The organism is Plantibacter sp. VKM Ac-2880, from assembly GCF_015351235.1.
In the GTDB taxonomy this organism is placed as follows: Bacteria; Actinomycetota; Actinomycetes; order Actinomycetales; family Microbacteriaceae; genus Plantibacter.
This window is the reverse complement of sequence record NZ_JADKSJ010000001.1, coordinates 491,593-512,185: the sequence shown is the minus strand read 5'-3', so window position 1 is coordinate 512,185 and position 20,593 is coordinate 491,593. Positions and strand designations below refer to the sequence as shown.

Genomic DNA, 20,593 nt, shown 5'->3' with positions numbered 1-20,593 from the left:
CCCCGATCCTCCCGGGTCGTCAGCCGGTCGGCGTGTCGCTGAGGAACCGCTTGATGTCCACGCCCATCTGCGGTGACTCGGTGTGATGCAGGTAGTGTCCGCCGTCGAGGAGGACGAGCTCGGACCGGTCGATCCCGGCGAGCTGGGCCTCGTGGAGGGACACCCAGTCGGCGAGTTCCGGGTCGTCGCCGACGACGAACATGAGGATCGGGAGGTCGGCCGGGAACGACTGCGACCGGGCGGCGCGGAAGTTGGCGGGGGTGTGCGCGATCTCGTCGAGCAGCGTCGGGTTCATGGCGTTGCGGTTCGCGAGGATCGCGAGTTGTCGCTTCGTCGCAGTGTCGTAGGGCAGCCCTGCGGTCGGGTCGGGCGCGATCGCGGTGAGCACCCGGAGGATCCCGAGCGACTTCAGGGCCTCGAGGCCGTCGGTCGGCGTGGCCTCGTCCGCACCCGGTTGCGTGGGGACGCTCGTGTCGATGCCGATGAACGCGGTGACCTCGTCGCGGTACCGCTGCAGGTACTCCAGGGCGGTGATGCCGGCGATCGAGTGTCCGGCGAGCGCGTAGCGGTGGATGCCGAGGCTGTGGAGGGCGGTGTGGACCTCGTCGGCGATGTTGGCCGAGGTTCGGGGGACGTCGGTCTGATCACTGAGGCCGTATCCGAAGGGTTCGACGACGACCACGCGGTATTGGTCGCGGAGTTCGGCGACGAGCGGCTGGAAGTCGAGCCCGGGTGCGGCGGTGCCCTGCCCGGGCAGGAGGACGATGGTCTCGGGTGCGTCGCCGCTGATGACGACGTTCATCCGTTTGCCGTCGACGTCGACCAGTTGCCCGTACGGGTGCAGTTCCGCCTCCTCCGAGGCGTTGGCGACGGCGTTGACGATACTCGTGGTGGCGAGGGTCGCTCCGATCAGCCCGGCGATCGTGGCGATCGTGATCAGTGGAACCTTCAGGAGCTTGCGCATCGTCACCCGTCGTGTGGAGCCGGCGGCGGGCGGTCGCACCGCGCCGATTCCATCCTCGCGGGAGGCCGTTCGTCGCACATCCGCCGTGAGGCGAGGATGCCCCGTCCGGCCGTACGCGGATCTGCGCAGGACGGCACACATGACAGAACCGGCTGGAAGCGAGGACTTCCAGCCGGTTCATCGTGCGTTCGCCTACTCGGCGGGCGGCGTCGGCCGCTCGGGCGGCGCCACCTCTTCCGGAGGAGCGGGCGGCTGCACCTGCTGCGGCTCCTGCTGCGGCGGAACAGTCGGCTGCTGCGCGGGAGCGGGCGGCTGCTGCGGGTTCGACGGCTGTCCTGGCGCCTGCGACGCGGCCTGCGGCGGCCCCCACTGCTGCGGTGCCGCGTTCGGCGTCGGCCCCTGCTGACCGGGCGCCGAGCCCTGCCACGCGGGTGCCGACCACTGCTGGCCGGGCTGCGGTGCGGGCTGCCCCTGCGGCTGCCCGTACTGCCCCTGTGACGGCGCAGCCTGGTACCCCTGGCCCTGCTGACCCTGCCCCTGACCGTGGCTCGGCTGCCCCTGGTAGGGCTGACCGGGATACGGCTGACCCTGGTACCCCTGCTGCGGCTGGTTCTGGTAGCCCTGACCCTGGTACCCCTGCTGCGGCTGCCCCTGATAGCCCTGCTGCGGCTGCCCCTGGTAGGGCGGCTGGTGCGGCTGGTGCTGACCGGGGTGACCCTGGACCGGGTACGCGGGCGCGCTCTGGTACACCTCGGGACGGTAGGGCTGCTGGCCGTAGTTCACCGGTTCGCCCTCCGGCTTCGGCGAGAACGCACGGACGATCACCGGGATCACGGCGGAGATCGCCGCAGCGAGCGTCGTCGCCGCAGCGATGCGCCACCACCAGTCCGCCCAGGTGCCCTCGGGGAACGCCATCGGCAGCACGAGCACGAGGACCGTCGCGATGATGAGTGTGATCGTCACGATGCCGGTGGCCCTGATCACGGTGGAGGAGGCGCGCGTGACGAAGTGCAGGAAGTACACCTGGATGATGATCAGTGCCACGCGGGTGATGATGACGATGCCGAAGAACAGCATGATCTGTCCGGACCAGACGAAGCCGTCGTCGGTGTTCGGGGGCTGGAGCCACCCGTTCCACAGCTTCAGCAACCCGACCGTGACGAGGAAGATGTTCACCAGGGTCGAGACGGCCAGGTACCACTTGTTGGGCCCGTGTCCGGCTGCCGCGTCGAGGGAGACGGCACCCACGAACGCCGCGAGCAACAGCAGTGTGAGCCAGACGCGTCCGGCGATGTCGGCCTGATCGCCGACGATGATGAAGTACCCGCCGATGATCGCCGCCGCGACGAGCGTTCCGATCGTCAAGGTCAGCGCGAGCACGGCCGACCGTGAGCGGCGCGGTGTGGTCTCGACCATTCGAAATCCCCTATCTGTCGTGAGTGCCAACAGTACCGGGGTGGTATCCGAGCGGAAGGGAGCAGCCCCTACCCGATGGAAGACGCCCGCGCCAGGGTGCTTGTGATGCGCGCTCGACAGCCTGCGACGCCGTGGATCCGCACTACTCTGGACTCCGTCCCTGCCGAGCCCGCGGTGGCGCGACACCCGAGTCAAGGAGAAGCACATGTCGGTCGGCCTGCTCGCCGTTGTCGATGACATCCTCAGCGCCGCTCTGAAGGCGAGCGCGAAGACCGCGGGCGTCGTCATCGACGATGCCGCCGTCACCCCGCAGTATGTGCAGGGGCTCACGCCGGCGCGGGAACTGCCGGTCGTCTGGCGCATCGCCCGCGGCAGCCTGATCAACAAGTTCGTCATCATCATCCCGATCGCCCTGTTGCTCACCGCCTTCGCACCCTGGGTCCTGCCGTTCCTCCTCATCATCGGCGGCACCTACCTCTGCTTCGAGGGCGCCGAGAAGGTCATGGAGTGGTTCGGCGTCCACCACGAGGCGGCTGAGGAGGACGTCCGCGACGAGAAGAAGCTCGTCTCCGGCGCCGTCCGCACGGACCTCATCCTCAGCACCGAGATCATGCTGATCTCACTGGCCAGCCTCGACGCGGACATCGGCATCTGGATGACCCTGGGCGCACTCCTCGTCATCGGCCTCGTCATGACGGCCGTCGTCTACGGCGCGGTCGCGCTCCTCGTGAAGATCGACGACATCGGACTCCGGCTCATGAAGAACCCCTCGCGCGGCGTCCGCCGCACCGGCGCGCGCATCGTCGCCTCGATGCCCGCCGTCTTCCGCGTGATCAGCATCGTCGGCACGGTCGCGATGCTGTGGGTGGGTGGCCACCTCGTCGTCGCGAATCTCGCCGAGACGATCTGGCACGGCCCGCTGGACCTCTTCCACGTCGTCACGCACGCCATCGAAGCGGCCGGACCCGTCGTCGTCTGGATCGCCGACACCGCGATGTCGGCCGTGTTCGGACTCGTGCTCGGCCTGATCGTGGTCGGGACCGTCCTCGGCATCTCTCGCCTGCGCTCCGGCAAGCGGCCGGCGGCCACGTCGCACTGACGGTGGCGGCCGGACGACGTGGCCGCTAGTGCAGCTGCCGCGCGTAGCAGAGCGACATCGGGATGACCTCGTACGGCGGGTAGATGGGGATCGACTCGTACCCGAGCCACTCGTAGAGGCGGACGGCCTCCGGCTGCCGGTCGCCGGTCTGCAGGATGAGTCGCGAGGCCCCCTCGGCCCGCGCGGCATCTTCGACGGCCGCGATGAGCCGGCGGGAGACACCCCGGCCACGGTGGCCGGGGAGCGTGACGACGCGCTTCAGCTCCCACTCCTCGCCGAGCCGTCGCAGCGCGGCATGGCCGACCGGCTCGCCGTCGACGAGCGCGAGGAAGGTCGCCCGGATGTCCGCGGGATCCACGGTGAACGCCGCCTGCGCCCGCTGGGCTGCCTCGGAATCCCAGTCCTCCCAGGCGGAGGCGTAGCGCGCACCCATCTCCTCGTCCATCGCGGCTCGCAGGCGTACGGCCCGTTCGTCGTCCCAGGAGACGGACTCGATGCTGGCTGGGGTCACGACGGTCATGCGCTTCTTCCGGGGCGGGCTGCGACGGCGTGATCGAGCGACCGACGCCGTCTGCCAGTCTCCCACGCAGCGCGGGGCCCGAGCGCGTCAGGAGGGCACCGATGCGACCCGAGCAAGCCCAGGACCGATCGCGTGATCAGTTCGCGGTGTCGGCCACCTGCACGGCCACGTGGTACTTCGTGCCCTCGACGTCACTGATCGTGACGACGGCGTCGTACTCGGAGCCCGAGGACGGGTCGGTGAGCGTGCAGTCGACGGTGGTCTCGTCGATGAGCTTGACGCGCTCGTCCCCGCAGTCGAGGTCGGGCCGGGTGCCGACCTGCTCCTCGAGGGCGCCGGCCGCGGCGTCCGCGATGTCCGAGGCGGGGACGGTGAGACCGGCGCTGGCGCTGAAGCTGCAACCGGTGAGCAGGAGTCCCATCGGCAGCAGAGCGATGGCGACGGATGGGAGGAAGCGGCGACGGGGCATGCCGTCAGTCTGTCCGCTCTCCGGCACGTGAGCGATGGGGAGCTCTCCCCAGCGGGCGCTACTGCCGACCCGCTCGGGGAAGGCGGCGACGCAGACGATCGTCCGGAGCGTCGCCCGTGGCCCGCGCTGATCCGACCGGGAGACGACCGGTCCCGCGGCTAGGCGGTGCGGCGCTTGCGCACCTCACGGAGCACCATCTGCTCCGGGCACACGGTCGACAGGAAGTCGCCGACCGACAGGGCGAGGCGTTCGCCGACGAGCGAGTAGAGGATCCGGTTGGCGTCGCGGCGCTCGGAGACGAGCCCGGCCTGCCGCAGCACACTGAGGTGGCGGGAGATGGTCGGTCCCGTGGCGTCGAACCGCGACGCGATCTCGCCCGCGGCCAGCTCGCCGTCCTTGAGGTCCTGGAGGATCTGTCGTCGCGTCGGGTGCGCGAGTGCGGCGAAGATGTCCGATGCCGTATCTGCCATGGTTGCAATCTAGCACAATTGCGATATACGGTTTAGCTCTATTGCTAACAAGCGAAGGAGTCATCATGCGCATCGCCATCACCGGCGGCACCGGGTTCGTCGGCCGGCACCTCGTCGAACGCCTGCAGGGAGACGGCCACGAGACGGTGGTCGTCTCGCGGCGCACCGGCGTCGACATCGACGACACCGAGGCACTCGCGGCGGCGTTCGCGGGCTGCGACGCCGTCGCGCACTGCGCCGGGATCAACCGGGAGATCGGCGAGCAGACCTTCGAGCGCGTGCACGTGCGTGGCACCCGGGCCGTCGTGGACGCGGCCCGCCGCGCCGGCGTCGGTCGCCTCGTCCTCGTGAGCTTCCTCCGCGCCCGGCCCGACTGCGGCTCGGGCTACCACGAGACGAAATGGGCGGCCGAGGAGCTCGTCCGCGGCTCGGGCGTCCCGCACACGGTCCTGAAGTTCGGGATGATCTACGGGGCCGGCGACCACATGATCGACCACGTGACGAAGGCCGTCCGCACCTTCCCCGTGTTCGCGACCGTCGGCTACCGCGAACGCCTCGTGCGCCCGGTGCCGGTCGCCGACGCGGTCGACGTCCTCGTCGCCGCCCTCGAGGGTCGGATCACCGAGCCGACGGTCGCGGTCATGGGTGCCGAGACGCTGCCGTTGGGGGCGGCCGTCCGGCGGATCGCACGGGTCGCCGGCCGACGACCGCTCTACATCCCGGTGCCGGTCTGGACGATCCGACTCCTCGCGCGCCTGACCGAGCGACTCATGGTGACGCCGCTCGTCGCGAAAGCGCAGGCGCAGATGCTCGCGGAGGGCGTCAGCGCCGCAGCCCCGCCGACACCGGAACTGCCCGAGTCGCTGCGCCCCAAGCACCGGTTCGACGAGGCACGCATCCGCGCGGCGCTCCCCGCCGGGCGGTTCACGCTCGCCGACCTGCGACGCTTCCGCTGATCAGCGCCCGGCTGGCCGACGAGGACCGGTCGACTCCCGCTCGATGAGCGTCGTCGCGAGCTCCAGGTGGTGCGAGAACGGCCGCTCGCCCGACTGCAGCCGCAGGAGCGTGTCGATGGCCGCGCGGCCGATGTCGTGCATCGAGGTGTGCACCGTGGTCAGGCGCGGAACGGTGAGCATGGCCGAGTACGTGTCGTCGTAGCCGACGACGCTGACGTCCTCCGGCACGCGGAGCCCCGCCTGCAGCAGGCTGCGGATGACGGCGAAGGCGTCGGCGTCGTTGGTCGCGAAGACGGCCGTGGGTGGGTCCTCGAGTGCGAGCATGCGCTCCACGGCCGGCGCCGACGTTCCCATCCCCTCCTCCGACACGAGCTCCGGGTCGAGCGGGATCCCCGCTGAGCGGAGCGCCTCGCGGTACCCGACCGCCCGCGCTCGCAGTCCAGGGTTCGCCGGGTGGCCACCCACGAAGGCGATCCGCCGATGGCCGAGGCCGATGAGATGCTCGACGGCCTGCTGCCCGCCGACCGCGTGACTGGAGCCGATACTCGCCACCGACCGGGCGAGCGGATCCGGCGAATCGACCGCGACGAGCGCGACGCCCGCATCGAGGCAGGCGTCCACCACGTCGGCGTCGATCGGTGTGGTCACGACGATCATGCCGAGCGCACCCCTCGCGGCGACCCGCTCGACGAAGGCGCGGTCGAGCGGCACCTCGTCACCGGTCATGCCGTCGGTCCCGAACCCCGAGGCGGGCGACAGCACCCGGGTGACGAGGTCGACGTCGAGGCGCTGCGCGGCCGCGACCATGCCGTCGAGCACGCGCAGGGAGTACACGCTGTGCAGGGTGTCGAACACGACGTGGACCTGACGTGGACCGCCGCCACCCGAGCGCGCGGCCGGGCGGTACCCGAGCTCGCGGACGGCCGCCTCCACGCGCGCCCGCGTCGCCTCGGACATGCCTTGGCGGCCGTTGACGACCTTGGAGACGGTCGCGACGGAGACCCCGGCGTGTTCCGCGATCGACGCCAGGGTCGGGCCGGTCATCGGCGTGCGCGCCATGCGTCTCCTCCAGCGTCGGGGTCACGAGTCGATCCAGCGTAGCGAAACTGTTTCGCACCCGTCGCGTTGACCAGCGCTGACGCTCTCGCATACCGTGAGCGAACCGTCGACCGCCGACGAAAGACTTTCGCATCGAACCACGCTGGAGCCCACCATGACCATCACCTCGTTCACCGACGGCTGGATCGTCCGAGCCCCGCGAGGGCCCTTCGCGGCTGTCCAGGGCGGAGCCGACGACTCGGTGGCCGTGACGCTTCCGCACGACGCACTCCGCGATGCCGACCGCTCCCCCGACGCTCCAGCGAAGGGTGGCGCCGCCTACTTCCCGGCCGGGGCCTTCAGCTACGTGAAGACGTTCGAGGCCCCCGCCGCGTGGGCTGGGCGGATCGTGCGACTCGAGGTCCAGGGCGCGTTCCGCCACGCGATGGTGTACCTCAACGACGAGTTCGCGGGCAACCGGTCCGACGGCTTCGCCCGGTTCTTCGTCGACCTCACGCCCTACCTCCGAGCCGGCGCGACGAACACCCTGCGCATCGAGGTCCGCTCCGGCCAGGACTCGCGGTGGTACGCCGGTGCCGGCCTCCACCGGCCGGTCCTCCTGCACGTGGACGAGCCGACGCACATCGTGCCCGACGGCGTCCGCATCACGACGGTCCGCATCGAGGACGACCAGGCCGTGCTCGAGGTCACCACCACCGTCACCAACCGCGGCCTCGCGACGAGTTCCCGGGTCCTCACCACCGAGCTCACCTCCCCCGAGGGGGTCGTCGTCGAACAGGACCGCACACCCGTCACGGTCGCGCCCGCCGGCACGGCGACCATCCGGCAGCGGCTCTACGTCCAGGATCCGGCACGCTGGAGCGTCGAGTCCCCGTCGCTGTACACCGCGAAGACCACGCTGGCACCCGCCGATGACGACTCGGACCCCGGCCAGACCGTGCGCACCGTCCACGGCATCCGCACGGTCACCGTCGACCCCCGGAAGGGACTCCGGATCAACGGCGAACCCGTCCTGCTGCGGGGTGCCTGCATCCACAGCGACAACGGCCCGCTCGGAGCCGCTTCGATCGCCCGTGCTGAGGAGCGTCGCATCCAACTCCTCAAGGACGCCGGGTTCAACGCCATCCGTGCCGCCCACAACCCCGCCTCACCGGCAATGCTCGACGCCTGCGACCGCCTCGGGATGCTCGTGATGGACGAGGCCTTCGACCAGTGGCACCGCGGCAAGACCACCTTCGACCCGTCCCTCGACTTCGAGCAGTGGTGGCGGTCCGACCTCGAGTCGATGGTGGCCAAGGACGGCAACCACCCGAGCGTCATCATGTACTCGATCGGCAACGAGATCGTCGAGGTCGGGACCCCGCACGGTGCGATCCTGGCCCGAGAGCTCGCCGAGCACGTGCGCGCACTCGACCCGACCCGACCGGTCACCAACGGCGTGAACGCGACCCTGTCGGTGCTCGACGAACTCGACGACATCATGGCGTCGGACCAGGGGCTGAACGAACTGATGGGCGAGGCCGGCGCCAACATGATGAGCCTCATCGGCTCCTCCGACGCCGTCACGACTCGCACGGAGGAGTCCAGCGCAGCGCTCGACGTGCTCGGCCTCAACTACGCGGACGGCCGCTACGCGAGCGACGCCGAACGGTTCCCCCACCGCGTGATCGTGGGTTCTGAGACCTTCCCCACGCAGATCGGCGAGCTCTGGCCGCTCGTCAAGGCCAACCCGAACGTCATCGGCGACTTCACCTGGACGGGCTGGGACTACCTCGGCGAGGTCGGCATCGGGGCGACGTCCTACGCCGAGGACCCCGAGGCGAACGGGGCGCTCGAACGCGAGTTCCCGTACCTCACCGCCTGGTGCGGCGACCTCGACCTCACGGGCTGGCGCCGCCCCGCGTCGTACTACCGGGAGATCGTCTTCGGCTTGCGCACCGAGCCGGCGATCGCTGTACTGCGCCCCGAGCGTCACGGTCAGACGGTGACGATGCAGTCGCCGTGGGCGTGGAGCGATTCGGTGGGCTCGTGGACGTGGCCGGGCTTCGAGGGCGCTCCGGTCACGGTCGAGGTCGCGGCCGACGCCGACGAGGTCGCGCTGCTTCTCGACGGGACGGAGGTCGCGCGGGGGCCGGTGGGTGGACGCCGTCCGATGCTCGCGTCGTTCGAGACCGTCTACCGGCCGGGCACGCTCGAAGCCGTCGCCTACCGCGCGGGAGCGGAGGTCGGCCGCACCTCGCTCGTCTCCGCCGCCGGCCCGACCAGGCTGACCGCCACCGCCGACCGCACGGTCATCCGCGCCGACGACACCGACCTATCCTTCGTCGCGATCGAGCTGCGCGACGCGGCCGGGGTGCTCGTGTCGGGCGCCGACCGCCAGGTCTCGGTCACCGTCTCCGGTGTCGGCGTCCTGGCCGGGTTCGGCACCGGCACGCCGAGCACGACCGAGCGGTTCGACGCCACCACCCGCACCACCTTCGACGGGCGGGCGCTCGCGATCATCCGCCCCACCGGCCCCGGTGTCGTGACGGCGACCGTCTCCTCAGCGGGCATGACGGACGTCGTCGTCGAGATCGAGGCGCGGTAGGGCTCGGTCCGACTCAGTTCCCGTGCGGGTCGAGCTGGTTGACCGTCGCGACGGTCTGCGCGTAGTCGCCTCGCGCCTCGGCGAACCGGAGGAACTTGACGTTCTCCACCAGGATCTCGGACGCGTCGGGCTGGGCCTCGATGAGCTCCATGACCTCGTCGACGTAGGCGTCGAGCGGCATCGCGAAGTCGCTCGTCTCCTGTCCCGGCATGAGCGAGGTGCGGACGGCGGGCGGCACGAGTTCGACGACGTGCACGCTCGTCGAGGCGAGCTGCAGGCGGATTGACTCGCTCAGCATGTGGATCGCGGCCTTGCTCGCGTTGTACGTCGGGGTGACGCGCAACGGCGTGAACGCGAGGCCCGAGGAGACGGTCATGATGGTGGCGTCAGGCCGGCTGCGGAGGTGCTCGATGAACGCACCGATCAGCCGGATGGGGCCGAGGACGTTCGTCGTGATGATCTCCTCCGCGGTCGCGACGAAGTCCGGAGCCGTCCAGTCCTCGCCGCGCATGACGCCCGCCATGGTGATGAGGACGTTGAGCTCGGGGTGTTCGGCGATGACCTGTGCCGCCGCCGCCTCGATGCTCGCCGGGTCGGCGGTATCGATGCGCACGGTGTGGAGTCCGGGCTCCTCGGCGGCGATCGATTCGAGGAGTTCCGTGCGGCGCCCGCCGACGATGACGGTGTTGCCGGCCGAGTGGAGGCGTCGTGCGAGAGCGAGGCCGATGCCGCTCGTCGCGCCGGGGATGAAGACGGTGTTTCCGGTGATCTGCATGGGTCGAGTCTGCGGCCGTCCGACTGGCGCCACCAGGGTTCGCCGATCCAGGGATCCGCGGTCCCTGGATCGCTGGACCTCAGGGGCGGATACTGGCGGGATGGATCGCCCAGCGCTCGCAGACTTCCTCCTCCGTCACCGATCAGCCTTGCAGCCCGCGGATGTCGGCTTGAGTGCCGGTCCGCGACGACGGACGGCGGGGCTCCGACGCGAGGAGGTCGCTCAGCTCGCCGCGATGTCGACCGACTACTACGCGCGACTCGAGCAGCAGCGCGGCCCACAGCCGAGCACGCAGATGCTGGGTTCGCTCGCCCGTGCGCTGCGGTTGAGCGCCGAGGAACGCGACTACCTGTACCGGATCGCCGGCCAGAACGCACCCACGCGCCTCGCGACGTCGGACTACGTCGCCCCAGCGCTCCTCCGCGTCCTCGACCGGCTCACGGACACGCCGGCGCTCATCCTGTCGGCCCTCGGCGAGACCCTCGTCCAGAACGATCCCGCCCGTGCACTGTTCGGCGATGCAAGCCGGTACCAGGGCCTCGAACGCAGCGCGATCTACCGCTGGTTCGTCCGGCCTGAGGAGCGACTCCGCTACCCGGAGGAGGACCGCGAGCGACAGAGTCGATCCCAGGTCGCCTCCCTCCGGGCGGCGTACGGTTCGCTCGGCGCCCAGTCGCCGGCGGGTGAGATCGTCGACGACCTCACTGAGCGCAGCGAAGAGTTCCGACGCCTGTGGGCGACGCACGAGGTCGGGCGACGGTTCGAGGACCACAAGGTGCTCGTCCATCCTGAGATCGGCCCCATCGAGCTCGACTGCCAGGCGCTCTTCACGGAGGACCAGTCGCAGTCCCTGCTCGTGCTCACCGCAGCACCACATACGCCGGCGGAGGGCAAGCTGAAGTTGCTCGCCGTGCTCGGCACGCAGACGTTCGAGGGTGCGCGGTGAACGCCAGACGCGGATGAGGAGACCGCCGAGGGGAGGACTCCCCATTCAGCGGTCGGCGACCGCCCGGTACGGTCGAGGGATGACCGACGACGAACGCACCGGGGCCGGCGAGCCACGGAACCTGCCGGAGCAAGACAGCGCGCTGCTCGAATGGCTGGCGATGATGCACCCGCGTCTGGCGCGATTCGAGGACTTCCTCACCCCGCGCGAGGTCGTCACCGACTACACGCGAGAGTCGCTCGTGTCCCTCGAGCAGCTCATCATCGACCGTTGGCCGGACCGCCACGCCTTCGCACAGGAGCAGGACACCGATTTCAACGATGGCGCGACGCGATACATCGGAGAGACCTACCTGCGGATCGGCGGCGGCGGGTGGTTCGTGAACCACGATCCGAAGTTCCTGTACTCGGGTCGGCTCTGCATCCTGCTCGACGTCGAGATGCCCGTTCCGATCTCGCCGCTCAACCTGATCACCACCATGCTGAGCCGGCGCACCGGCAATGTCCTCACCCGGATCTGGGACGGGCAGACGAAGAAGATCGCCGAGCGGCGTCTCGCCGAACCAGGCTGGGAGCCGGTGCGTGCGCAGTTCCCGGGCGCGATCCCACTGTCCCGATTGGGTTCAGCGCTCACCCCGTCCGTCCGTTGAGTTCGGAGCGCAGCTGGTCGGTCAGACGGTCGCCGTGCGGAGTTTCCGCCGACGGACCGCACCCCCGATCGCGAGACCGACGGCGGCGATGATCGCGGGGACGACGAGTCCGAGCACGACCACCGCGACGATCGCCAGGGCGAGACTCGGCATCAGCCCGCCACCGAGCAGGTAGACCACGAGCAGCGGGATGAACGCCAGGAGCATCAGCCAGGCGAGGCCGGGCTGACGCGACACGGCGAGGACGCCTGCGACGAAGAGCAGCGACGCGAACCACAGCAGGACGCCGAGCAGGAACCGCCAAGAGTCGTACGCCACAGCCGGCAGCAGTTGCGGCCCCGGCGACGCGAGATCGGGGTTGCCGAAGAGCAGCAGCACCCCGACCACCAGGCCGAGCGCCGCCAGGACGATGGCGATCACACCGAAGACACGCATAGGACCTCCCCAAGGAACACTGGAGATCCTGCCGGTCGAACCCCCGGAAGGCAAGGGCTGACGCCGAGGTCGTTCAGGACCCGGCGGACGCTCCTCCCGCACCGTGGCCGACGACGGCGTCGCGCAGCGCGGAGAGGTGAGCACGGCTCAGGGCGGACGCGACCTCGCCATCACGGTCTGCGACGGCGTCGACGATGCGCTCGTGCACCTGCTGATCGTGATCGGTCCCCGGCTCACCACTGAGCCGCAACATCTGGATCATGGCGTCGCGGCTGCGCTCGGCGAAGGTGTCGAACAGTTCGGTCAGGATCGGGTTGCCAGAGGCGGCCACGATGCTCCGGTGGAGCGCGGTGTCGGCGTCCACCCTCGACGGGATCGTCGCCCGCTCGACGTTCCGGCGGTCGAGCGCTTCCCGGATGACGCGCAGGTCGGCTGGCGTGTGGCGCTGTGCCGCGAGCGCCGCTGCCTCGCTCTCGATGGCGAGGCGTGCTTCCAGGATCGAGGCGATGTTCGTCCGGAGCACGAGCGCCTCCCAGTCCTGCTGTGGCGCGAGCGCCTGCAGGAAGATCCCCGACCCCTGGCGACTCGTCAGGATGCCTTGTCCCGCCAGCTGCCGGATCGCCTCGCGCATGGTGGATCGGCCGACCCCGAGCTGCGGGCCGAGTGTCGTCTCGCCGGGGAGCTTCTGGCCGATCGCCCACTCGCCGGTCTGGATCCGTGCCAGCAGGAGGCGGGCCGCCTGGTCCGAGAGGGATTCGCGTCGCACGGTGGTCATGGATCGATCATAGTCCTCAGCTTGTCTGACAAGTTGTGTTACCGTGGCCGCGTGATCCTCTCCCACTCCCGCCTCGCCACCCCCGCCGGCCCCGTTCCGCCGCACGCTCCCGCCTGGAACCGCCAGCGGCATTCACAGATGCCGTCCGACCGCTACCAGGACCTGTTCTCCCGCGTCGACGTGCCACTCGTCGATCGCGAGTGGCCGGCACGACGCCTCACCGAAGCCCCGCTCTGGGTGCCGGTCGACCTGCGCGACGGCAACCAGGCGCTGGCCGAGCCGATGGACCCCGCGCGCAAGCGGAACTTCTTCGAGCTCATGGTCACCATGGGCTACAAGGAGATCGAGGTCGGCTACCCCTCCGCCTCGCAGACGGACTACGACTTCGTCCGCCTCATCGCGGACACCGACATCGCCCCCGAGGACGTCACCATCGTGGTGTTCACCCCGGCCCGCCGGGACCTCATCGAGCGGACCGTCGAGTCGATCCGCGGCATCCGCAACCCGGTCGTCATCCACATGTACACGGCGACCGCTCCGCTCTGGCGCGAGGTCGTCCTCGGCCACGACCGGGACTCGCTGCGGTCGCTGATCCTCCAGGGCGGATCGGATGTGCTCGAGTTCGCCGGCGACCTCGACGGCGTCAGGTTCGAGTTCTCACCCGAGGTGTTCAATCTGACCGAGCCCGACTACGCGTTGGAGCTCTGCGATGCCGTCACCACCCTCTGGGACGCCACTGAAGACCGACCGGTGATCCTCAACCTGCCGGCGACCGTCGAGGCGGCGACGCCGAACGTGTACGCGGATCAGATCGAGTACATGCACCGGAACCTCGCCCGACGGTCGTCGGTCATCCTGTCCGTGCACCCGCACAACGACCGCGGCACCGGCATCGCGTGCGCGGAACTCGCGGTGCTGGCCGGCGCCCAACGCGTCGAGGGCTGCATCTTCGGGAACGGCGAGCGCACCGGCAACGTCGACATCGCGACGCTGGCGTTGAACCTCCACACGCAGGGCGTCGATCCCATGATCGACTTCTCCGACATCGACCACATCCGTCGGGTCGTGGAGCACAGCAACCGCATCGACGTCCACCCGCGTCATCCCTATGTCGGCGAGTTGGTGCACACGGCGTTCTCCGGCACACACCAGGACGCGATCAAGAAGGGCTTCGCCGAGCACCGTGCCCGGGCCGAAGCGAGCGGCAGCCGGGCCGAGGACCTCCCGTGGCGGGTGCCGTACCTGCCGGTCGATCCGGGAGATCTGGGGCGGAGTTACGAGGCCGTCATCCGTGTGAACTCGCAGTCGGGTAAGGGCGGCATCGCCTACCTGCTGGAGCGTGACTACGGCATCGAGATGCCGAGGCGTCTGCAGGTCGACTTCTCCCGCCGGGTCCAGCAGCACGCGGACGACTCCGGGCGCGAACTCGATGCCCAGGCGCTGTTCGGGATCTTCGAGCGCGACTATCTCGCGCAGCCCGAGTCGGTACGCCTGGTCGAGCTCGACACGGCCAGCGCGAACGGGACGACCAGGACGTCGCTGCGGATCGACGTCGGCGGCTCGATCCGCGCCGCGACGTTCCCCGACGTCGGTCCGGTGGAGGCGACGACCCTCCTCCTCGCCGAGCACGGCCTGCCGGTCGAGATCGTCTCCCTGCACCAGACCTCGCTGACAGCGGGGAGTGATGCGCAGGCGCTCACCCTCGTCGAGTACCGCCTCGGCCACCGGACGGGCTGGGCAGCGGGCCGCGACCGCTCCGTCCTCGAGGCGAGCGTGCAGGCGGTCCTCAACGCCGCAGTCGCCGCGAACCGCTCCGTCGACTGAGCGATCCCTCTCAGAGGCTGCGGTCGACCACGGAATCGGGGAGGATGGCCGGATGATCCACGTCGTCCTCTTCGATCTCGACGGCCTCGTCCGGCACTTCGACCCTGCATTCATGACGGATCTCGAACACCGTCGCGGCGTGAACCCAGGGTCGATCGAGCGGGTCGCCTTCTCCAAGCCGCTGATCGAGGAGGTCACCACCGGACGGATCACGCGCGACGAGTGGGTGAGGCGCGTGGGCGAGACACTCGGCGATCACGCTGCCGCTGAAGAGTGGGGTCGGCACCCGTCGATCGTGGACGACGAGGTTCTCGACCTCTCAGATGAGATCCGAGGACTGGGCCTCAGGACCGCGATCCTGACGAACGGCACCGACACCATTGCGGCCGAGGTCGACGCTCATGGCTTCGCTGGGCGGTTCGACGCGATCTTCAACTCGGCCGTCATCGGCTTCGCGAAGCCCGACGTCCGGGCGTTCCAGCACGTGCTCGAGGCGCTCGACGTCACCGGTGACGAGGTGTTCTTCACCGACGACACCGCGTCGAAACTCGTCGGCGCCGACGCCGTCGGCATGCGTACGCACCACTTCCACGGTGTCCGCGCACTCCGCGCTGCACTCTCCGCGGCGGGCGTGCCGGTCGGGCACTGAACCGCGGCGCGGCGACGATGCCCATCACCCCTCCCCACGGCCGGCGGATCGTCCTACAGTGGGGGCGTCAGGGCACCCCATGCGCCCGAGCCATCACGAGGGAGCGATGCGATGCGACCACTCCGGTATTCGATCAACGTCACGCTCGACGGCTGCTGCCATCACGAGGCCGGGCTTCCACCGGACGAGCAGTCGATGCGCTTCTGGACGGCCGAACTGGAGCGAGCCGACGCCCTCCTCTTCGGACGGGTCACCTACGAGATGATGGAGTCCACCTGGCGGCGGCCACCCGACGGCGTCTGGCCCGACTGGATGGGCGCCTCGGAGATCGCGTTCGCGGAGGCCATCGACCGAGCGCAGAAGATCGTGGTGTCGAGCACGTTGGCGTCGGTCGACTGGAACGCCGAGCTGCTCCGCGGGGACGTCGGTGCAGCCGTGCAGCGGTTCAAGGCGGAGCCCGGCGCGGGCCTGTGGGTGGGTGGTGTGACGCTCCCCCGCGCGCTGGCCGACTTGGGGCTCATCGACGAGTACGCGTTCGTCGTGCAGCCGGTCATCGCCGGCCACGGACCGACCCTGCTCGCCGGGTTGAGCGAACAGATCCAGCTCGAATTGGTGCACCGCGAACCGTTCGGCTCGGGTGCGGTCGCCATGCGGTACCGGCCGATGCCTTCGGCCGACTGAACCACACGAAGGAGCGTCCCATGCACTGGAATCTCGAAGTCGTCCCCGTCAGTGTCTCCGACGTCGACCGGGCGAAAGCCTTCTACGACGAGCAGGTCGGGTTCCATCTCGACCTCGACCATCGGGTCAGCGACGATCTCCGCATCGTGCAGCTCACCCCACCCGGCTCGGCCAGCAGCATCCAACTGAAGGCCGGCGACTCCCGCCTCGAAGGCCTGCAGCTCGTCGTCGTCGACGTCGACGCGGCCCGGGCCGAACTCGCCGAGCGCGGCGTCGACGTGACACCGGTCATGCACTTCGAAGACGGTGTCCGCCTGGAGGGCCGGGGCGGCGACTGGAACTCGTTCGTCTTCTTCGCCGACCCGGACGGCAACACCTGGGTGATCCAGGAGCGGCCGCCGGCGGTCTCAGGGCGCGCAAGCGCCGTCAGGAGCTGAGCGCCTCCGTCACCCGGCGATCGGCCCGAGCGGCGGGAGCAGACCACGGGCGGCCGCAACCGCTCGCGCCACCATGAGCGGCGGATCGACGATCGTCCCGTTCGTGATCAGCTGGTCGAGCTCGATCAGCGACATGCGCACGAGGCGGACCTGTTCGCCGGGGTCGGATGTGTCGGCACGCCCCGCTCGCAAGCCCGACGTGGAGATGAAGAGATGCGTCGGCCACGCCGCACGCCCCGGGTTCATGAAGAAGGTGTGGAGCGGTCGAAGATCATCCGCGATCAGCCCCAGCTCTTCCTCGAGCTCGCGCCGAGCAGCATCGAGCGGTTGCTCCTCGCTCCGGCCTCCGCCACCCGGCAGATCGTGGATCCATCGGTCGAGGGGATATCGGTACTGCCGCGTCAGGATCACGTCGTCCCCATCGAGGATGAGTGACGCGACCGAGAAGGGCACACTCTCGTCGACGAGGTAGCCGAGATGGGAACCATCCGGGAGCTGTACCTCGTGCTCGACCAAGGTGGCCCGGCCCTCGAAGACCGTCCTTGTCGAGCGCGTGCTCCAACCCGTCTCGATCTCCCGGTCCGCCCGTTCCCGTCCGTCGTGCGGATCGGGAGACGGAACACGCCCGTCTGTCTGCAGCGAAGCCCATACGTCGCGAATCGCCTCGAGCTGCTGATCGACCGTCATGCCACTGACGTCGATGACGTGATCGACCTCCGGCGGGGGCGTCAGCAGGTCGTGCAGCAGGTCGAACTCGTCCTCGGACAAGTAGACGGCACGGGTCGTGGCGCGCCGATGCGCCTCCTCGAGTGGGAGCGCCAGGTGTATGACGAGGCTGTCCGGGAGTTCCGCCCGGTAGACCGCGAGGGCCTCCGGCGTGACGACGTCGGCGATGACGACCGCGAAGCCGTCTGCGATGAGGTTCCTGGCCATGGCCGACGCGTTCCGGGCCGCGAGGAGGTGTTGGGACACCCCTTCGTCTCCGCTCCACAGCGTGGCCTCACCCGACACCACCAGTTGCCGGATGTCGTCGACATCGATGAAGGCGGCGCGGGCGAGATCCCGGGCCAGCAGGCGCCCGCACGTCGACTTCCCGACCGCTGGGCCGCCTGACAACACCACTGGACGCATGAACCCGCCTTCGATCGACGCCCACGCTAGCAAGCGGCGGCGCGGTCGGCGACACCTCGGTCATGTGCTGGACTGGGAGGATGACCGATCACCTCCAACGCGCCCTCGCCCTTCACTCGATGCACGTCCAGGGCGACCCGCTGATCCTCCCCAACGCGTGGGACGTCGCCTCAGCCCGTGCCGTGCTCGCGGCGGGCGCGCAGGCCATCGCGACCACGAGCGCCGGTGTGGCCTGGTCGCTCGGGCACCGCGACGGGAACGAGCTCAGCCGCGAGACGGCTCTCGACGCCGTGCGTCGGATCGCCGCCGCCGTGCCGGTGCCGGTCACCGCCGACATCGAGGGCGGTTACGGCGACACCTCGGCCCAGGTCGCCCGCACCGTCGCCGCCTGCATCGAGGCGGGCGCCTCAGGGGTGAACCTCGAGGACTCGCTCCGCCCGGTCGGCGAACAGGAGCAACGGATCGCTGCCGCACGAAGTGCAGCCGACGAGGCCCGGATCCCCCTCTTCATCAATGCGCGGATCGACACGCATCGACTCGGTGACATCGGTGGCGACCGCTGGTTCGACGAGACCGTGACCCGTGCCGCCGCGTACGCGCGGGCAGGTGCGAGCGGCATCTTCGTGCTCGGCGCCCTCCGCGCCGACACGATCCAACGACTCGCGGACGCGACCACCCTCCCGGTCAACGTCGCCTTCGGTCCAGGAACCCTGTCGATCAGCGACCTCGCGAAGGCCGGGGCGAGCCGGATCAGCGCGGGCTCATCGATCGCCGAGGCCGCCTACAGCCTCGCGCACCAGTGGGCCTCGTCGATGCTCGACTCCCCCGACGCGACATCGGCGCAGCCTCCCGCACTCGGCTGGGCCGCGATGAACGGCCTGATCCGGGACTGAGACGCAGCGGAGTCATCCGTCGAACTGGACGCGCTGTTCCGACGTCGGCGTCCGGATCGTGAAGGACACCGGGAAGTGGCGGACCGGCGATATTCTGTTCGGCAGTGAACCGTTCTTTCCCTCTGTGACCCAGAGCCCCTCCAGCGACATCCGTTCGCTCCTCCGACGAGGGGCGGTGATTTCGTGCGCCCGGAAGGGGAGCTCCCTGCGGAGTTCCCCCGCATCCCGGCCATCACTCGAAACCACTCCGGAAAGACCACCCACGCATGCCTACCAACGACACTTCCGTCACCCCTCCCGACGCCCGCTCGGCACTCCGCGCGAACTGCGCTGACTGCTTCGCGCTCTGCTGCACCGCCTTCGGGTTCCAACGATCCGCGGACTTCCCGATCGACAAACCGGCCGGCACGCCCTGCCAAAACCTGGCCGACGACTTCTCCTGCACCATCCACGAGTCCCTCCGCCCGCGAGGCTTCCGCGGCTGCACCGTGTTCGACTGCTTCGGCGCAGGCCAGCTCGTGTCGCAAGAGCTGTACGGCGGGACGAGCTGGCGGGAACGCCCCGACACGAGCGCCGAGATGTTCCGCACGTTCGGCGTCGTCCGGCAGCTGCAGGAGATGCGCTGGTACCTCGTCGAGGCATCGGAGCGCGCGAGCGACACCGACCTCGCTGAACCGGTCGATCAGCTCCGCGCGGAGATCATGCGGGTCCTCGACGGCGGGACGGCCGAGATCCTCGCTGCTGACGTCGACCGGCTCCGCGCCGCCGTCCGGACGGTGTTGGTCGACATCAGCGAGGAGGCGCGCGGCGGGTACCTGGCGAGCGCGGACGGCGAGCCGGACGACACGCTCCAGCCCTCGGCGGACTTGGTCGGCCGGGACCTCCGCGATCGGCGGTTGTGCGGAGCCGAACTGCGCGGGGCGCTGCTCATCGGCGCCGATCTCCGCGGAACGGACCTGGCGGGCGTCGACCTCCTGGGTGCCGACCTCCGCGGTGCGCGACTCGACGGAGCCGACCTCACGGACACCCTGTTCCTCACGCAGGCGCAGGTGAACGCCGCGCGGGGTGATGCGGCGACCCTGCTTCCCACCACCATCGACCGGCCGGGGCACTGGACGAGGCCCGCATCCACCTCGACGATGGATGGGGAGTTGTCCCCGTAGGCGCGGGCGTACCGTCCCCGATAGCGTCGAGGACATGACCCGCTCCCGCCGCGCCCTCACGTTGACCGCCCTCGTCGCCGCGACCCTCGGGGTCGCCCTGACCGGATGCTCCGCCGGCTCTCAGCAGGCTCCCGATGACGCTTTGGCGATCGGCACGGGCGTGGCCGTCGAGGTCGGGACCGGGGTCGAGATGTCGTTCTCGATCGACGACGTCCGGGAGGGGAAGCTCAGCGACCTCGCGGAGATGGGCTTGCAGTCGACGCCGTCGGACGACGGCAAGGTCCCGTACTTCGTCACGTACTCGGTCACGCTCACCGACGGCGAGATCGCGGACGCCGACCGCTCGGCCCTGCCGGTGCCGAAGACCGACGAGTGGAAGCTCACCGGCAAGGGCACCTACCGGCCCATCCAGGTGATCGGTCAGTTCGACTGCACGCCGGACGGCAACGCGACCCCCGGGGTCGCACCCGATGCGCCGCTCGTCGCCTGCCAGGCCTTCCTCGGTGACGCCGACGCGCTCCCCACGGCCATCGAGGTGAAGGACCTCGGCACCTGGGCGACCAAGGACTGAGCGCGCCACATCGCCCTGCATCGGCGTCCGGCCTTCCGCCGTGCGTCGACGCAGGGTAGTGTCTGCCGTGCGATAAGCGAACACTGTGTTCCATTATCGAATTCTTGACGACGAAGTGAGGAAT

The 20,593-nt window shown here is 69.7% G+C and carries 22 protein-coding genes; 12 read left to right on the top strand and 10 right to left on the bottom strand.

The genetic code is table 11. From position 1 onward, the window contains the following. Positions 1-19: 19 nt before the first annotated feature. Positions 20-964, bottom strand: coding sequence for an alpha/beta fold hydrolase (locus ITJ57_RS02435; RefSeq protein ID WP_194668685.1), 945 nt, complete (start codon positions 962-964; stop codon positions 20-22). Between the two features lie 192 nt (positions 965-1,156). Continuing rightward, complete coding sequence (locus tag ITJ57_RS02430; RefSeq protein WP_194668684.1) at positions 1,157-2,380, bottom strand: hypothetical protein; 1,224 nt, start codon at positions 2,378-2,380, stop codon at positions 1,157-1,159. Positions 2,381-2,585: 205 nt separating this feature from the next. Here ITJ57_RS02430 and ITJ57_RS02425 point away from each other — a divergent pair, with 205 nt between their 5' ends. After that, positions 2,586-3,479, top strand: a complete 894-nt coding sequence (locus ITJ57_RS02425; protein WP_194668683.1) for a DUF808 domain-containing protein — start codon at positions 2,586-2,588, stop codon at positions 3,477-3,479. 25 nt (positions 3,480-3,504) lie between these two features. Here the strand turns inward: ITJ57_RS02425 and ITJ57_RS02420 are convergent, their stop codons facing one another. From ITJ57_RS02420 to ITJ57_RS02410, 3 genes are all read right to left on the bottom strand, one after another. Next, on the bottom strand, positions 3,505-3,999 hold the full coding sequence (locus ITJ57_RS02420) for a GNAT family N-acetyltransferase (RefSeq protein WP_194668682.1): 495 nt from the start codon (positions 3,997-3,999) through the stop codon (positions 3,505-3,507). Between the two features lie 136 nt (positions 4,000-4,135). Continuing rightward, positions 4,136-4,468, bottom strand: coding sequence for a DUF4333 domain-containing protein (locus tag ITJ57_RS02415; protein WP_228506437.1), 333 nt, complete (start codon positions 4,466-4,468; stop codon positions 4,136-4,138). A gap of 158 nt (positions 4,469-4,626) precedes the next feature. Continuing rightward, on the bottom strand, positions 4,627-4,938 hold the full coding sequence (locus tag ITJ57_RS02410) for a metalloregulator ArsR/SmtB family transcription factor (RefSeq protein WP_056009664.1): 312 nt from the start codon (positions 4,936-4,938) through the stop codon (positions 4,627-4,629). 65 nt (positions 4,939-5,003) lie between these two features. On the opposite strand from ITJ57_RS02410, the gene ITJ57_RS02405 reads away from it, so the two are divergent. After that, positions 5,004-5,894, top strand: a complete 891-nt coding sequence (locus ITJ57_RS02405) for an NAD-dependent epimerase/dehydratase family protein (protein ID WP_194668681.1) — start codon at positions 5,004-5,006, stop codon at positions 5,892-5,894. Here ITJ57_RS02405 and ITJ57_RS02400 read toward each other — a convergent pair whose 3' ends face one another. Further along, the gene (locus tag ITJ57_RS02400; RefSeq protein WP_228506435.1) at positions 5,895-6,953 is read right to left on the bottom strand and encodes a LacI family DNA-binding transcriptional regulator; all 1,059 of its coding nucleotides are present in this window, start codon (positions 6,951-6,953) and stop codon (positions 5,895-5,897) included. A gap of 154 nt (positions 6,954-7,107) precedes the next feature. On the opposite strand from ITJ57_RS02400, the gene ITJ57_RS02395 reads away from it, so the two are divergent. Beyond that, positions 7,108-9,540 (top strand): glycoside hydrolase family 2 TIM barrel-domain containing protein, encoded by a 2,433-nt coding sequence (locus tag ITJ57_RS02395; protein ID WP_194668680.1) that lies wholly within the window; start codon positions 7,108-7,110, stop codon positions 9,538-9,540. A 13-nt stretch (positions 9,541-9,553) separates the two neighbouring features. Here ITJ57_RS02395 and ITJ57_RS02390 read toward each other — a convergent pair whose 3' ends face one another. Continuing rightward, entirely contained in the window at positions 9,554-10,315 is a 762-nt protein-coding gene (locus ITJ57_RS02390) for an SDR family oxidoreductase (protein ID WP_194668679.1), read from the bottom strand. A 100-nt stretch (positions 10,316-10,415) separates the two neighbouring features. On the opposite strand from ITJ57_RS02390, the gene ITJ57_RS02385 reads away from it, so the two are divergent. Next, positions 10,416-11,261 carry a helix-turn-helix transcriptional regulator gene (locus ITJ57_RS02385; RefSeq protein WP_194668678.1) on the top strand — a complete coding sequence of 282 codons (846 nt, stop codon included), beginning with the start codon at positions 10,416-10,418 and terminating at the stop codon, positions 11,259-11,261. A gap of 79 nt (positions 11,262-11,340) precedes the next feature. Next, complete coding sequence (locus ITJ57_RS02380) at positions 11,341-11,910, top strand: hypothetical protein (RefSeq protein WP_194668677.1); 570 nt, start codon at positions 11,341-11,343, stop codon at positions 11,908-11,910. A gap of 21 nt (positions 11,911-11,931) precedes the next feature. Here ITJ57_RS02380 and ITJ57_RS02375 read toward each other — a convergent pair whose 3' ends face one another. Together ITJ57_RS02375 and ITJ57_RS02370 are read right to left on the bottom strand one after the other, a co-directional pair. Further along, the gene (locus ITJ57_RS02375; protein WP_194668676.1) at positions 11,932-12,345 is read right to left on the bottom strand and encodes a hypothetical protein; all 414 of its coding nucleotides are present in this window, start codon (positions 12,343-12,345) and stop codon (positions 11,932-11,934) included. A 73-nt stretch (positions 12,346-12,418) separates the two neighbouring features. Beyond that, on the bottom strand, positions 12,419-13,120 hold the full coding sequence (locus ITJ57_RS02370) for a FadR/GntR family transcriptional regulator (RefSeq protein ID WP_194668675.1): 702 nt from the start codon (positions 13,118-13,120) through the stop codon (positions 12,419-12,421). A gap of 138 nt (positions 13,121-13,258) precedes the next feature. Between ITJ57_RS02370 and ITJ57_RS02365 the strand changes: the two genes are divergently transcribed. From ITJ57_RS02365 to ITJ57_RS02350, 4 genes are all read left to right on the top strand, one after another. Continuing rightward, on the top strand, positions 13,259-14,944 hold the full coding sequence (locus tag ITJ57_RS02365; protein ID WP_194670262.1) for a 2-isopropylmalate synthase: 1,686 nt from the start codon (positions 13,259-13,261) through the stop codon (positions 14,942-14,944). 52 nt (positions 14,945-14,996) lie between these two features. Next, entirely contained in the window at positions 14,997-15,593 is a 597-nt protein-coding gene (locus ITJ57_RS02360; protein ID WP_194668674.1) for an HAD-IA family hydrolase, read from the top strand. Positions 15,594-15,704: 111 nt separating this feature from the next. After that, positions 15,705-16,274, top strand: coding sequence for a dihydrofolate reductase family protein (locus tag ITJ57_RS02355; RefSeq protein ID WP_194668673.1), 570 nt, complete (start codon positions 15,705-15,707; stop codon positions 16,272-16,274). Positions 16,275-16,294: 20 nt separating this feature from the next. After that, on the top strand, positions 16,295-16,711 hold the full coding sequence (locus tag ITJ57_RS02350; protein WP_194668672.1) for a VOC family protein: 417 nt from the start codon (positions 16,295-16,297) through the stop codon (positions 16,709-16,711). Positions 16,712-16,720: 9 nt separating this feature from the next. On the opposite strand, the gene ITJ57_RS19260 is transcribed toward ITJ57_RS02350, so the two are convergent. Further along, complete coding sequence (locus ITJ57_RS19260; RefSeq protein ID WP_228506433.1) at positions 16,721-17,842, bottom strand: NUDIX domain-containing protein; 1,122 nt, start codon at positions 17,840-17,842, stop codon at positions 16,721-16,723. A gap of 80 nt (positions 17,843-17,922) precedes the next feature. Here ITJ57_RS19260 and ITJ57_RS02340 point away from each other — a divergent pair, with 80 nt between their 5' ends. From ITJ57_RS02340 to ITJ57_RS02330, 3 genes are all read left to right on the top strand, one after another. Next, positions 17,923-18,735, top strand: coding sequence for an isocitrate lyase/phosphoenolpyruvate mutase family protein (locus ITJ57_RS02340; protein ID WP_194668671.1), 813 nt, complete (start codon positions 17,923-17,925; stop codon positions 18,733-18,735). Between the two features lie 266 nt (positions 18,736-19,001). Beyond that, positions 19,002-19,898 carry a pentapeptide repeat-containing protein gene (locus tag ITJ57_RS02335; protein ID WP_194668670.1) on the top strand — a complete coding sequence of 299 codons (897 nt, stop codon included), beginning with the start codon at positions 19,002-19,004 and terminating at the stop codon, positions 19,896-19,898. A 34-nt stretch (positions 19,899-19,932) separates the two neighbouring features. Beyond that, a complete protein-coding gene (locus tag ITJ57_RS02330) occupies positions 19,933-20,469 on the top strand; it encodes a hypothetical protein (protein ID WP_194668669.1) in 537 nt (178 codons plus the stop codon). Positions 20,470-20,593 lie beyond the last annotated feature (124 nt).